Annotated in this window: 11 protein-coding genes; 3 read left to right on the forward strand and 8 right to left on the reverse strand. The window is 54.3% G+C overall.

Translation table 11 applies throughout. The features are described 5' to 3' along the window. Positions 1–24: 24 nt before the first annotated feature. From ACIQW9_RS09155 to ACIQW9_RS09180, 6 genes are all read right to left on the reverse strand, one after another. A complete protein-coding gene (locus ACIQW9_RS09155; protein ID WP_402335713.1) occupies positions 25–2,925 on the reverse strand; it encodes a ribonucleoside-diphosphate reductase subunit alpha in 2,901 nt (966 codons plus the stop codon). Between the two features lie 380 nt (positions 2,926–3,305). Then, positions 3,306–3,968: a 1,6-anhydro-N-acetylmuramyl-L-alanine amidase AmpD gene (gene ampD, locus ACIQW9_RS09160; protein WP_402335715.1), complete on the reverse strand. Its 663-nt coding sequence runs from the start codon at positions 3,966–3,968 to the stop codon at positions 3,306–3,308. Further along, the gene (locus ACIQW9_RS09165; RefSeq protein ID WP_402335718.1) at positions 3,955–5,382 is read right to left on the reverse strand and encodes a sigma-54-dependent transcriptional regulator; all 1,428 of its coding nucleotides are present in this window, start codon (positions 5,380–5,382) and stop codon (positions 3,955–3,957) included. The genes ampD and ACIQW9_RS09165 overlap by 14 nt, the downstream gene beginning before the upstream one ends. A gap of 27 nt (positions 5,383–5,409) precedes the next feature. Next, a complete protein-coding gene (locus tag ACIQW9_RS09170; RefSeq protein WP_402335722.1) occupies positions 5,410–7,098 on the reverse strand; it encodes a nitrogen regulation protein NR(II) in 1,689 nt (562 codons plus the stop codon). 3 nt (positions 7,099–7,101) lie between these two features. Next, on the reverse strand, positions 7,102–7,338 hold the full coding sequence (locus ACIQW9_RS09175; RefSeq protein WP_402335725.1) for a PP0621 family protein: 237 nt from the start codon (positions 7,336–7,338) through the stop codon (positions 7,102–7,104). Beyond that, positions 7,335–8,144 carry an inner membrane protein YpjD gene (locus tag ACIQW9_RS09180; RefSeq protein ID WP_011872149.1) on the reverse strand — a complete coding sequence of 270 codons (810 nt, stop codon included), beginning with the start codon at positions 8,142–8,144 and terminating at the stop codon, positions 7,335–7,337. Before ACIQW9_RS09180 ends, ACIQW9_RS09175 begins: the two co-directional genes overlap by 4 nt. Positions 8,145–8,486: 342 nt before the next feature. On the opposite strand from ACIQW9_RS09180, the gene ffh reads away from it, so the two are divergent. Genes ffh through ACIQW9_RS09195 form a run of 3 tightly spaced genes read left to right on the forward strand, consistent with a single transcriptional unit; the run spans position 8,487 to position 10,693 of the window. Beyond that, positions 8,487–9,854 carry a signal recognition particle protein gene (ffh, locus tag ACIQW9_RS09185; RefSeq protein WP_402335728.1) on the forward strand — a complete coding sequence of 456 codons (1,368 nt, stop codon included), beginning with the start codon at positions 8,487–8,489 and terminating at the stop codon, positions 9,852–9,854. Positions 9,855–9,905: 51 nt separating this feature from the next. Next, a complete protein-coding gene (locus ACIQW9_RS09190; RefSeq protein ID WP_402335731.1) occupies positions 9,906–10,199 on the forward strand; it encodes a hypothetical protein in 294 nt (97 codons plus the stop codon). Between the two features lie 41 nt (positions 10,200–10,240). Beyond that, on the forward strand, positions 10,241–10,693 hold the full coding sequence (locus ACIQW9_RS09195) for an SWIB/MDM2 domain-containing protein (RefSeq protein WP_402335734.1): 453 nt from the start codon (positions 10,241–10,243) through the stop codon (positions 10,691–10,693). Positions 10,694–10,806: 113 nt separating this feature from the next. Here the strand turns inward: ACIQW9_RS09195 and ACIQW9_RS09200 are convergent, their stop codons facing one another. Next, positions 10,807–11,460, reverse strand: a complete 654-nt coding sequence (locus tag ACIQW9_RS09200; protein WP_402335737.1) for a lytic transglycosylase domain-containing protein — start codon at positions 11,458–11,460, stop codon at positions 10,807–10,809. A 20-nt stretch (positions 11,461–11,480) separates the two neighbouring features. Beyond that, positions 11,481–13,214: a proline--tRNA ligase gene (locus ACIQW9_RS09205; RefSeq protein WP_402335740.1), complete on the reverse strand. Its 1,734-nt coding sequence runs from the start codon at positions 13,212–13,214 to the stop codon at positions 11,481–11,483. Positions 13,215–13,297: the final 83 nt, after the last annotated feature.

Below are 13,297 nucleotides of genomic sequence, written 5' to 3' on the forward strand. Positions count from 1 at the left end.
TTTTTTACGTCTCGAATACCTGTGTTACTGGCAGGCTTCGCATTCTTCAAATCCGGCATCGCCTGGACGCAATATGCACGCCGGACCATCCGTCTCTGCCGCAGATTGCGCGGCAGCAGACGACCCACCACCGGAATCAACTGCATTCAATGCGCCGGTTTTGGAGGTCGATTTTTCGGTATGCGTTGCACCCATGGTACGCAGGTAGTAGGTGGTTTTCAGGCCGCGCAACCATGCCAGCTTGTAGGTATCGTCGAGTTTTTTGCCCGATGCGCCAGCCATGTAGATATTCAGCGATTGCGCCTGATCGATCCACTTTTGACGACGCGATGCAGCTTCCACCAGCCATGAAGGCTCAACTTCGAAGGCCGTTGCGTAGATGTCGCGCAGATCTTGCGGAATACGATCGATCTTCGCCAGGCTGCCGTCGAAGTACTTGAGATCGGAAATCATGACTTCATCCCACAAGCCACGGGCTTTCAAATCACGGACCAGATATCCATTGATCTCGGTAAATTCGCCGGACAGGTTCGATTTGACATACAAATTCTGGTATGTCGGTTCGATACAGGCCGAGACGCCGATGATGTTCGAAATCGTCGCAGTCGGAGCAATGGCGACGCAGTTGGAATTGCGCATGCCAAATTCCTTGATGCGTGCGCGCAACGGTGTCCAGTCAAAGGTTTCGCTGTAATCTGCTTCCAGATATTGGGCGCCACGTTCATCAGCCAGCAATTTCAGCGAGTCTTGCGGCAGGATGCCACGATCCCACAGGGAACCTGTGTACGAACTGTAGCGGCCGCGTTCTTCTGCCAGTTCGGTCGATGCGTAGTAAGCGTAATAGCAAACTGCTTCCATCGAATTATCGGCAAACTGCACGGCGTCGTTGGATGCATACGGAATGCGCATCATGTGCAGGCAATCCTGGAAACCCATGATGCCGAGGCCGACTGGACGGTGACGCAGGTTCGAGTCACGCGCTTTATTGACGGCGTAATAGTTGATGTCGATCACGTTATCGAGCATGCGCATCGCGGTACGGATCGTTTTTTGCAGCTTGACGTGATCCAGCTTGCCGTCTTTCATATGGGCCGGCATGTTGACCGAACCCAGGTTGCAGACTGCGATTTCCGATTCATTGGTATTCAATGTGATCTCGGTGCACAGGTTCGAGCTGTGAACCACGCCAACGTGCTGTTGCGGTGAACGGATGTTGCAAGGATCCTTGAATGTGATCCATGGATGACCGGTTTCGAACAGCATGGACAGCATTTTGCGCCACAGATCCAATGCCTGGATTTTCTTGAACAGCTTCAACTCGCCACGCGCTATTTTGGCTTCGTAACCGGTGTAGGCTTCTTCAAATGCCTTGCCGACTTTGTCATGCAAGTCCGGTGCGTCGGATGGCGAGAACAGGGTCCACTCGCCTTTTTCCATCACGCGCTTCATGAACAGATCGGGAATCCAGTTGGCAGTATTCATGTCATGCGTACGACGGCGATCATCACCGGTGTTTTTACGCAGATCGAGGAATTCCTCGATATCCATGTGCCAGGTTTCCAGGTAGGCGCAGACTGCACCTTTGCGTTTGCCACCCTGATTAACCGCAACAGCGGTGTCGTTGACGACCTTCAGGAATGGCACCACACCTTGTGAACGGCCGTTGGTGCCTTTGATATGCGCGCCGAGGGAACGAACTGGCGTCCAGTCATTACCCAGACCGCCGGCATATTTCGCCAGCAATGCGTTTTCCTTGATAGCATCGTAAATGCCACCCAGGTCATCGGCCACTGTTGTCAAATAGCATGACGACAGTTGCGAACGCTGGGTACCGGAATTGAACAGGGTCGGTGTCGAGCTCATGAAGTCAAAACTCGACAACAGATTGTAGAACTCGATTGCACGTTCTTCGCGATTCGCTTCGTTCAGCGCCAGGCCCATCGCAACACGCATGTAAAACGCTTGCGGCATTTCGATACGTTGATCGGCAATGTGCAGGAAGTAACGGTCATACAAGGTTTGCAGACCGAGGTAGCCGAATTGCAAATCGCGTTCCGGTTTCAGTGCATCTGCCAGTTTTTTCAGATCGAATTCACCCAGTTTGGCGTCGAGCAGTTCTGCTGCAATGCCTTTTTTGATGAATTCTGCAAAGTAGACCAGATACTCTGCCGGTGCATTGGCTTGCGCTACTTCCTTGCCGAACACTTCTTTACGGATGGTATGCATCAGCAAACGTGCGGTGACGGTGCTGTAGGCAGGATCTTTTTCCATCAGCGCGCGCGCTGCCAGAATTGCCGACTTGTGCAATTCTTCAACCGGTACGCCGTCATACAGATTCTTGACTGTTTCGCGCAGGATGGCGTCTGCATCGACGTGTTTTTCAAGTCCGATGCACGCTGCGGTGATCAGATCACGAACCTGATTCATGTCCAGCGGACGACGCTGACCATTTTCAGTAACGTGCAATTGATGTTCGGATTCGACGACAGGTTTGGCAGCTTGCTGCTGCGCGCGTTCTTCCATGCGTTTAAAGCGATACAAGACATAAGCGCGCGCAACATCGTGCTCGCCGGAACGCATCAGAGCCAGTTCGACTTGATCTTGAATATCTTCGATGTGGAAGGTGCCGCCAGCCGGCTGGCGACGCATCAGGGCATTCACCACATTCGCGGTTAATTGCTCAACCAGTTCGCGGACGCGCGCAGATGCGGCGCCTTGGCCACCATTGACAGCCAAAAAGGCTTTGGTCACCGCGATAGAAATTTTCGATGGCTCAAAACCGACCACTGCACCGTTACGACGCAAGATGCGATAGTCGCCCGAGGCTGCACTATTGACACTAGGGGTTGATGCGGCAACCGCGAGAGGCGCGATGTTGCTGATTTCCGTCGGCGATTGGCCCGAAGTTTCTTGTGTAGAGAGCATTACAACTCCTTTAAAAACGATAGTCCTGCTGGTTGTAAGAGAGAAAACATGGTGTTGCCGTTTTCGCGAAAGTATTTTGTATGGACGACCGTGCCTGACGCATCTTGCGCCCGACGTCTATACGGACTCTATTGGTTTTAATTTTTATTGAGTGACATCTGCTCAGGGCCCCTGCTAATAATATGTATATATATAGACAAATTATGGTGAAGCAAACAGCTGAACAGACCTTAGGAAGATCGGCAAAACCCACTACATCTAGTGCGGAAGTTATGATCTGCACTAATTCTAGTGCGACCAGGTCGGGGATGCAATCACTTTCTTGCCCGTTCCGGATATATTTTTTTATATCCTTGTTTGGGCTTGCTAGTAGGCATTTTTTAAACTATGCAGAACTGCAAATCACCGAGCGCTGCCCTGCCTTGCAACTGTTCCTGCACCGCACTCGCTCGCAATTCCGCATACTTTTTTCGATAAAGCGCTTGATACTCCGCCCAGTTAAAAAACGGACCGGGATCGGTTTTGCGGCCGGGGGCAATCTGTTCGTGGCCGCTTACATGCTGCAACGGATACGCCAGTTTCAATGCCACGGTCAGCGATGCGAGCGATGCATATTGTGCATCCTCGAATGGCTCGAAATCGCTGCCCTCGAGTTCAATGCCGATCGAAAAATCATTGCAACGCTCCTGCCCGCAAAAAGAAGATGCGCCTGCATGCCACGCCCGGTCTCTGGCTGATACGAATTGCATGACCGTGCCATCGCGCCGAATCAGAAAATGAGCGGATACGCGCAAGGGTTGCAACTGATCGAAATACGGATCGGCAGCGTAATCAAGCCGATTCAGGAACAGGTCGGCAATAAACGGGCCGCCAAACTGTCCCGGAGGCAGGCTGATGTTATGAATCACCAGTAAGGAAATGTCCATTCCTTCCGCACGCTGATCGAAATTCGGCGATGGCAGGCGCATAACATCCGCCGCCCAACCGTTTGCATCGATCTGAAACGGCAAGGATGCGTGGATGGCAGCCTTATTCCGGTGCATTGATATCCAATCGTTGCATCCGGTAACGCAACTGACGGAAGCTGATGCCGAGCAATTCCGCCGCCTGCGTTCGATTGAATCTGGTTTTAGCCAAGGCGCGCCGAATGATCTCGCGCTCCACCTCGTCCAGATGATCGGGCAAGGACTGCGGAATATCGCTGGTCGGTACTGGCGGAGTCGATATCTCACGCTCAGCCTGATCCGGCATGGGCTGGCTGACTGCGGCAGGCGTCAACACAGGCGCAGTATTCAGCGGAGGTGATGCTTTCAGCGCCAGATCCGTCACTTCGATCAAGCCGTCGTTGGCAAATGCCAGTGCACGTTCCAGAATATTTTCCAGCTCGCGCACATTGCCGGGAAAAGAATAGCTGCACAGCGCGGCCAATGCTGCCGGCGACAAGGCAGCCTGCTCGCCGCTGCCAAGCCGGACCAGGATGGCTTGCGCCAGCAAACCGATATCATCCAGCCGTTCGCGCAACGGCGGCAAATGCAGCTCGATGACATTGAGGCGATAGTACAAATCCTGGCGGAACGTGCCCTTGCCTACGCAGTCGTGCAGATTCTGGTGCGTTGCGCTGATAATGCGCACATCGACCGGCTCTTCCACCGTCGCCCCCACCTTGCGCACGCAGCGCTCCTGGATGGCACGCAGCAATTTGACTTGCATCGCCAAGGGCAAATCGGCGACCTCATCCAGTAACAGCGTACCGCCGTTTGCTGCCTGGAAAAATCCGTCCCTATCGTCCGCAGCACCGGTAAACGCGCCTTTGCGGTAACCGAAAAATTCCGCTTCCATCAGTGCTTCCGGAATCGCGCCGCAATTAACCGCCACAAAAGGTTTATCGTTGCGCGCGCTCTGTGCATGAATATCGCGTGCGGCCAATTCCTTGCCGCTACCCGATTCGCCGCTGATTGCCACCGGCGCCATGCTGCGCGCCAGACGCGCGATTTGTGCGCGCAAGGCCTGCATCGCATCGGATTGCCCCATCAGGCGCAACGCGGTTGGCGCAATCGCTTTCTGATTCGCCTTGTCGCTGGCGACACCCTGGCTGATGCGCAGGGCGGAACGTACCATCACGCGCAATTGTTCCAGGCCGACCGGTTTGGACAGGTAATCGAAGGCGCCGGCTTTCAATGCAATCACTGCATTGTCGGCACTGCCAAAGGCGGTAATCACGGCAATCGGTGTGTTCTTGTATTGTGCAGTGACTTCCTGCACCAGCTCGATGCCCAAACCATCCGGCAGGCGCATATCGGTCAGCACCAGTGCATATTCAGTCTTCGCCAGATAGTCGCGCGCCGCTTCCAGCGTTGCGGCACTATCGATGTCCAATCCCATTTTGATGAGCGTAATCTCCAGCAACTCACGCAGATCTGCCTCATCGTCAACCACAAGGATGCGAGGAGAAGTCATGGCACGCAACCTTTACGATTCATATGCTTAGATGTTTTCATTATTGCCAAAAGTGATCACGAAGCGCCCGGCAGGCAGATTCTTTTCATCATCGGTGCGATATTCGTAATTCAGCATCGCACCATTATTCAAGCACAATTCGCGCGCCAGATAGAGCCCGAGGCCGGTGCCTTTGCTTGATGTTGTATAGAACGGTTCAAACAAATGGGCGCGCACAGCCGAGGTAATCTGCGGACCGTCATCCTGCACGTGCAATTCAAGTCTATGTCCGACGCCGGGAGCAATATAAGCCCGGATACTGCCGGGTGCACCGCTCGCGTAGCGTAACGCATTTGTCAGCAAGTTCAAGACGATTTCGCGCAAATGCAAGGGATCGAAACGCACTTTGTGCGGCGCCATATCGCCGATCGCAATCATCCCCTCCTGCACCGCATGCATTTCATGCAACTCGGCCAGCACGTCGTCAAACAACAGTCCGAGGCAAAGCGGCTCGTGATACTGCTGCGCCTTGCGCGACAGCTTGAGGATATCTTCTATCATCCGGTTAAGGCGCGCCACGTTTTCACTAATAATAGTCAGCAGTCGCTGTCGGCTTGTGTTCAGCTCTTCTTCGCTCAACAGCGAAGCTGCATGCCCGATTGCCGACAGCGGATTGCGCACTTCGTGCGCGATACTGGCGGTCAGGCGACCCATGGATGCGAGCTTCAGCTGTTGCGCACGGTTTTCGATTTCTGTGACATCCTGCAAAAAAATTACGACCCGGTCTTCCAGCACACCGTCGGCATCCACTTTGGCAAAACGCAGCTTCAGATGCGTAATCAATTCCCGCCGGCCGCCCATGACCGTTGTCCCGCCCTGCAGCGTAGTATCGTCAATATGCTTGATTAAAACAAAGGTCGGCACATTCGCCTGCGTCGTTGCACGCAGGTCAGCCTTCGCATCCCACGCCAGATAGGCATCGGCGATAGGGCGCAACCACGCCATGTCGGATAATTTTCCATACGCTTTTTCATGCGGAAAGACCAGGCCCAGCATGCGCGCCGCGGCGGGATTGCTCGTCAACACTCGTCCCTTGCGATCGACCACCAGAATGCCGTCTTCCATATCGGCAATGACCAGCCGATTGATCGCCTGTTGTACATGCAGCGCCTTGCCGCGCCCCAGCGCCAGCGATTCCTGCTTGATCAGACGGGCGGCCAGTCGATTGATCGCGAAAATGATGAAGAAAAACGCCGCACCATACAGACCGACCTGCGAAGATGAAATATCTGCGCTTTCATTCAATAGCTGATAACCGTTTTCCGCCAGCAGGATCAGGGTCACCGCAGAGACAAAAAATAGCGCCAGCACCAGTGGCGCCAGAATCGCTCCACCCGCCAGTGGGAACAGATACAGAATTGCCAGGCCGCTTTTAATACCGCCCGCCGATAAGTAAAGAAAGGTGATCGCACCGATATCAAGCGCTATCTGTAACACCAGTTGCAGGATGAAGCGGCGCCGCCAATACAGCGACGATAGTACAAACAGCGAGGCGAGCAGCAGATAGACGAGACATGCTTCCCAGAACTGCTGCTTGTCCGACCACAGCTTCGCTTCACTCAAGCTGAAATAGACGAGCAAGACCGCCACGATCAAGGTGCGCGTAAATGCGAAGGTCTGCAGCGTGCGCCAGAAGGTCGCCCGGGCGTCGTCAAAAACCGGTGTAGCCTGCTTCATGTATTAATGTGCCGCATGCTGGCGGCGATGCTCCACACTGCAAAATGCGGTATGCGAAGAATCGAATACGGCTTCGGAAGCCGGGAAGTAAGTCTTGCAATGCGCGCAACTCAACATGACTTCTGCTGCGTCGTCTGCCGGGCGTGGCGGCGCAGCATTATCAGTCTTGGCCGACGATTTTTTACTGCGGAGTATCCAGATGACCGCAAGAATGATGGCTGCCCACAACAACAATTTCATGCAACACTCCGATGCAGCACCACTTCCAGCACAAAACGGCTACCTACATAAGCCAGCAGCAAGGTGGTAAAACCGGTGAGGGTAAAACTGAGCGCCGTCTTGCCGCGCCAGCCGCGCCACTTGCGCCCGGCCAGCAAAATCCCGAACAGCAGCCAGGACAGCATCGTGAAAATCGTCTTGTGCTCCCACTTGAAAGCCTTGCCGAATAATTCTTCGGAAAACACCACGCCGGACAATACAGTCAGTGTCAGCAGGAAAAACCCGAATCCGATCAGGCGGAACAATAATTTCTCCATCGTCAGCAAGGCTGGCAAACGATCCAGCGCCAGCGCGAACCAGCCGGCTTTTTGCGCACTCTGCCGCGTATGCAATTTGGATTCCTGCAAGGCCATCAACACCGCATGGAAGGCGGCAATGGTCAGCGTGCTGTAAGCCAGCATCGCGATCGCGATATGCCACGGGAAGAGCGCCGATTTGCCATCGAGCGGAATCAGGTTGCCGGGGAACACCGTCGGCAGCAAGACGCTGACTGCGGCACAGGGCAATACCAGGATGCGCAAGCCATCCAGGCTGAAGTTGCGATTTTCCAGCCAGTAAGCAGCAACCGATATCCACAAAGTTGCGGACAGCATGATCGCGAAGCCCATGCGCAAGGAACCGGACGTCACCACGTCCACCCACAGCGCGCCGCCATGCAGCAGCCAGCCGAACAAGGTGCCCAGCGAAATGGCCATGCGGTTTTTCGACGGCAGACATGCGCACACCGCATAGCAAAAAGCCGCCAGAACAAATAAGTATGTATACATCGTTTAAGTTTACACCATGTGATTCGCAAACCAGCACCGGAGACATTGCCTGCTTCCTGCCGGGATGGATTTCGCTGCGCGGCCGTGCGATATATAGGGCTGCATATTCCTCCGCCGCGAAATAATTACTGCGACATTACCATCAGCCAAGAAAAAACGCTTATACAACATACAGCCCAGGCAGCAAGTCCGGCATTCCGCCATTTCGGCGTAATCCGCTTGCAAGCCCGGTCATCCACCACCGCATCGGGTAAAATGAAGTTTGCCTGCGTCGCCTGCGTATGTTTCGCCGCGCCGCGCTTTACCTCTAACGCACCACCCTTACATTAATCGCCATCATCCATGCTCGACAATCTCACCCAACGCCTTGCCAAAGCAGTCAAAACCATGCGCGGAGAAGCGCGCCTGACCGAATCGAATACCGCAGAAATGCTGCGCGAAGTCCGGCTCGCCTTGCTGGAAGCCGACGTTGCACTACCCGCCGTCAGGGAGTTCATCGGCCGCGTCAAGGAAAAGGCGATGGGCGAAGATGTTATCGGCGCGCTCTCGCCGGGACAGGCGCTGGTCGGCGTCGTGCAGCGCGAACTGGCTGCCATCATGGGTGCCGATCTGGGGCCGGAAGCATCACAACTCAATTTCGCCACCCAACCGCCAGCCATCATCCTGATGGCTGGTTTGCAGGGCGCCGGCAAAACCACCACCGTCGGCAAGCTGGCGAAATATCTGCGTGAGCAAAAGAAGAAAAAAGTCCTGACCGTTTCCGCCGACGTCTATCGTCCGGCAGCAATTGGCCAGTTGAAAACGGTGACCGAACAAGTCGGTGCCGACTTCTTCCCATCTGAAATTACCGACAAACCGGTTGATATCGCACTGGCGGCACTGGATTACGCCAAGCGGCATTATCACGACGTCCTGATCATCGATACCGCCGGTCGTCTCGGCATAGATGAAGCGATGATGCAGGAAATCTCGGCCATACACGCTGCGGTCAAACCGATCGAAACCCTGTTCGTCGTCGATGCGATGCTGGGTCAGGATGCGATCAACACCGCCAAAGCCTTCAGCGATGCACTACCGCTGACCGGTATCGTCCTGACCAAGCTGGACGGCGATTCGCGCGGCGGCGCGGCACTGTCGGTACGCCACATTACCGGCAAACCGATCAAATTCGCCGGCGTGGCAGAAAAACTGGATGGCCTCGAAGCCTTCGATCCGGTTCGGATGGCGGATCGCATTCTCGGCATGGGCGACATTCTGGCACTGGTCGAAGAAGCGCGCAAAGGCGTCGACATGGATGCCGCAGCCGGTTTGGCGCAAAAGATCAAGGTGGGCGGCAAGTTCGATCTGAACGACTTCAAATCGCAGCTCGCGCAGATGAAGAAAATGGGCGGCATGTCCAATCTGATGGATAAACTGCCGGCGCAACTGCAGCAGGCGGCCAGCGGCGCCAACATGGGCATGGCAGACAAACAGGTGGTACGCATGGAAGGCATCATCAATTCGATGACGCCGCAAGAGCGCGCCAAACCCGAATTGATCAAGGCCTCGCGCAAACGTCGCATCGCCACTGGCGCCGGCGTGCAGGTGCAGGAAGTCAATCGCATGCTGGCACAATTCGATCAAATGCAGTCGATGATGAAGAAACTCAAAGGCGGCAATATGATGAAAATGATGCGCGGCATGAAAGGCATGATGCCAGGCATGCGCTGATTTTCGCGCCTGACAAGACAGCTCCAGCCCGGCCGACGCCGGGCTTTTTTCATGCTGCGGCGTTTTCATGAACACTTCAATGGTGCACTGCCGATTTCTGGATCGCTGGCGCCGACAGCATTTTTCCATCTGCGAAATCGACGCAAAAGATTATCTTCAATCCCCGAAAAATTCCATTCATCCATCGGCTCGGACCAGGCAAATCTGAATCGCATGGTCCGAATGCTGCATCCGCCGTTTTCTCCCTGTGATCCCTGCGTGGCGCGCAACCTACAAATACCGCGTGAAACACTCAAAAAACACTTGCGTGGCAGGAAAATCCGCACCACTATTAGCGGTGCGTGAAGTGGCGCAATTTCCCAACACAATGTGAAGGAGGTTTGAAGATGGCAACAGCCAAAAAACCAGCGGCCAAAAAACCGGCCGCCAAGAAACCAGTAGCAAAAAAAGTAGTCGCTAAAAAAGCAGCTCCTGCCAAGAAAGCAGCTCCTGCAAAAAAAGTAGCTGCTAAAAAACCAGTAGCGAAAAAAGTCGCAGTGAAAAAACCGGCAGCAAAAAAAGTAGCCGCTAAAAAACCGGCGACTGCACGCAAGCCTAACGCTGCGTTCATGAAACCAGTAACACCGTCCGCAGTTCTGGCCGCGGTTATCGGTGCAACACCATCACCGCGCACTGAAGTAACCAAAAAAGTGTGGGAATACATCAAGAAGTTCAAACTGCAAAACCCAGAAAACAAACGCATGATCGATGCGGATGACAAACTGAAAGCAGTATTTGGTGGCAAGAAACAAGTATCGATGTTCGAGATGACCAAACTCATCTCCGGTCACTTGAAATAATTTTTCAGGTACCAAACAAAAACGCCCGCATCGCGCGGGCGTTTTTGTTTCTGCTGCAGTCCTTAATCTTTTCCAGTGCTGCCGCCGCTCCATTCCGGCCCGATGCGCATGCATCAGGGATGGTGCTCCCATTTTCTCCAGGATGCCAATACCGCGTTCGGATATTCGGCCCGACCGCGACTGCCGTTATAGCGGCCGAGTGCAAGAAACACATCGCCTTTTTCAATATCCAGATACATGCGCAGAATCGAGCAGCCAAAACGCAAATTGGTTTGCATGTGAAACAGCTTGCTGCGATCGCCGTCTCCGATGACGCGTGTCCAGAACGGCATGACCTGCATGTAACCATGGGCGCCTACCGGCGATACCGCATATTTGCGAAATGCCGATTCCACCTGTATCAATCCCAACACCAGGGCGGGATCAAGCCCGGCACGTCGCGCTTCGTACCAGACCGTTCGCAGAAATTCCAGACGCACCTGCCGATCTGCAATACGCTTGGCAAGCCGATCCGACATCTCGCCCAGCCAGTGCAGATACTCGATGCGTTCCTTGATCTCCGCAAATTGCGGAATCGGCGGACTCGGATCGGAAATCGCACGCGACAAGGCCATGCGCACCGAGTCGGCCATTGCCTCTTCCTTTTGATTGCCGGCAAAAACTGCCGCGCTAGCCGTCAGCAAAAACAGGAAAGATAGCGACAGTCCGAGCAAGACATGGGAGGATCGCCTTCCGTCGCCATGCAGCCCGGCGACTATATCAGTCATCGCCAGTCGCATCGCAACAATCACGCCGCCAATCTGGCTTGCACAAAGGCGAGCATTTCATCCAGCGCGACCGCAGTGGCTTCAGCGTCACGACGGCCTTTATATTCCAGCGTGCCCTCTTTCAGGCCGCGCTCGCCGATCACGATGCGATGTGGTGCACCGATCAATTCCCAATCCGCAAACATGGCGCCGGGACGTTCACTGCGGTCATCCAGAATGACATCGACGTCAGCTGCCAGCAGCGCTTCATACAGTTTGTCGGTTTCCGCCTTGACGCTTTCGCTGCGGTCGTAACCCATAGGACATAACACCACTTCAAACGGGGCCAGTGCGGCTGGCCAGATGATGCCCTTGTCGTCGAAATTCTGCTCGATCGCTGCGCCTACTATGCGTGTGACACCTATGCCGTAACAACCCATTTGTATCAATTGCGGTTTGCCGTTTTCATCCAGATAAGTCGCTTTCATCTTCTCGGAATACGCCGTACCCAGCTGGAATACGTGGCCGACTTCGATCCCGCGCTGGATCGCCAATACGCCCTTGCCGTCCGGTGACGGATCGCCCTCGACCACATTGCGGATATCGAGCACCGTTGCTTCCGGCAGATCGCGCTCCCAGTTCACACCAGTGAAATGGAAATCGACTTCATTCGCACCACAGACAAAATCGCTCATAGCCGCGACGGTGCGATCTACCACCACGTTGACTGGCTTCTTCGTATTGATAGGACCGAGGTAGCCTGGTGGAGTACCAAACCATTCGACGATCTCTGCTTCATTGGCAAAACGATAGTCGGTCAAGCCTGGAATCTTGGCGGCTTTTATTTCATTCAGTTCATGATCGCCGCGCAGGAGCAACAACCAGATTTCCTTACTGACGACACCCTTGTCTTCTTTTTCCACCGTCAACACGATGGACTTGACGGTTTGCGCCAATGGCAAATTCAGCAATGCAGCGACGTCTTCGCATTTGGCTTTGCCCGGCGTAGCCGTCTTGGTCAACGCTTGCGTTGCCGCTGCGCGTGGAACCGCTGGCGCAATCGCTTCCGCTGCTTCCATATTGGCCGCGTAGTCGGAAGTCGGGCAATACACAATCGCATCTTCACCGGTATCGGCAATCACATGGAATTCGTGCGAACCGGAACCGCCGATGGCGCCATTATCAGCTGCCACAGCACGGAACTGCAGGCCGAAACGGTTGAAAATCTTCACGTAGGCATCGAACATGATTTGATACGAGCGCTTCAAGCCTTCCGCGTCGCGGTCAAAGGAATAGGCATCCTTCATCGTGAATTCGCGTCCGCGCATCAAGCCGAAGCGCGGACGGCGCTCGTCGCGGAACTTGGTCTGGATATGATAAAAATTGAGCGGTAATTGACGATAGGATTTGATTTCGCTACGCACTACATCGGTGACGACTTCTTCCGAAGTCGGCTGAATCGCGTACTCGCGACCATGCCTGTCCTTCACACGCATCAATTCCGGGCCCATCTTGTCCCAGCGACCGGTTTCCTGCCACAGCTCGGCCGGTTGCACCAAGGGCATCAGCAATTCAATTGCATGGGCGCGGTTCATTTCTTCACGCACAATCGCCTCCACCTTGCGGATCACGCGCAGACCAATAGGCATATAGGTATAAATACCGGAACCTAGGCGTTTGATCATGCCGGCGCGCATCATCAGTTTATGACTGACGATTTCTGCGTCGGAAGGGGCTTCTTTGAGAGTGGAAATAAAAAAACGGGATGCGCGCATGACGATGAATTCTTTTTAAAAAGAGAGAGGGTTATAATCAACTCAATTTTAAAGGATTAGCTGGCTGATGCACCCACTGTTCG

It is taken from the genome of Herminiimonas sp. NPDC097707, from assembly GCF_044761395.1.
GTDB lineage: Bacteria > Pseudomonadota > Gammaproteobacteria > Burkholderiales > Burkholderiaceae_D > Oxalicibacterium.

What these genes read in the sequence shown, in the direction of transcription:
- ACIQW9_RS09170 (WP_402335722.1), bottom strand. Translation starts at nt 7,098, where the DNA reads ATGAAGCAGGCTACACCGGTTTTTGACGACGCCCGGGCGACCTTCTGG.
- ACIQW9_RS09155 (WP_402335713.1), bottom strand. Translation starts at nt 2,925, where the DNA reads ATGCTCTCTACACAAGAAACTTCGGGCCAATCGCCGACGGAAATCAGC.
- ffh (WP_402335728.1), top strand. Translation starts at nt 8,487, where the DNA reads ATGCTCGACAATCTCACCCAACGCCTTGCCAAAGCAGTCAAAACCATG.
- ACIQW9_RS09205 (WP_402335740.1), bottom strand. Translation starts at nt 13,214, where the DNA reads ATGCGCGCATCCCGTTTTTTTATTTCCACTCTCAAAGAAGCCCCTTCC.
- ACIQW9_RS09165 (WP_402335718.1), bottom strand. Translation starts at nt 5,382, where the DNA reads ATGACTTCTCCTCGCATCCTTGTGGTTGACGATGAGGCAGATCTGCGT.
- ACIQW9_RS09195 (WP_402335734.1), top strand. Translation starts at nt 10,241, where the DNA reads ATGGCAACAGCCAAAAAACCAGCGGCCAAAAAACCGGCCGCCAAGAAA.
- ACIQW9_RS09190 (WP_402335731.1), top strand. Translation starts at nt 9,906, where the DNA reads ATGCTGCGGCGTTTTCATGAACACTTCAATGGTGCACTGCCGATTTCT.
- ampD (WP_402335715.1), bottom strand. Translation starts at nt 3,968, where the DNA reads ATGCACCGGAATAAGGCTGCCATCCACGCATCCTTGCCGTTTCAGATC.
- ACIQW9_RS09200 (WP_402335737.1), bottom strand. Translation starts at nt 11,460, where the DNA reads ATGACTGATATAGTCGCCGGGCTGCATGGCGACGGAAGGCGATCCTCC.
- ACIQW9_RS09175 (WP_402335725.1), bottom strand. Translation starts at nt 7,338, where the DNA reads ATGAAATTGTTGTTGTGGGCAGCCATCATTCTTGCGGTCATCTGGATA.
- ACIQW9_RS09180 (WP_011872149.1), bottom strand. Translation starts at nt 8,144, where the DNA reads ATGTATACATACTTATTTGTTCTGGCGGCTTTTTGCTATGCGGTGTGC.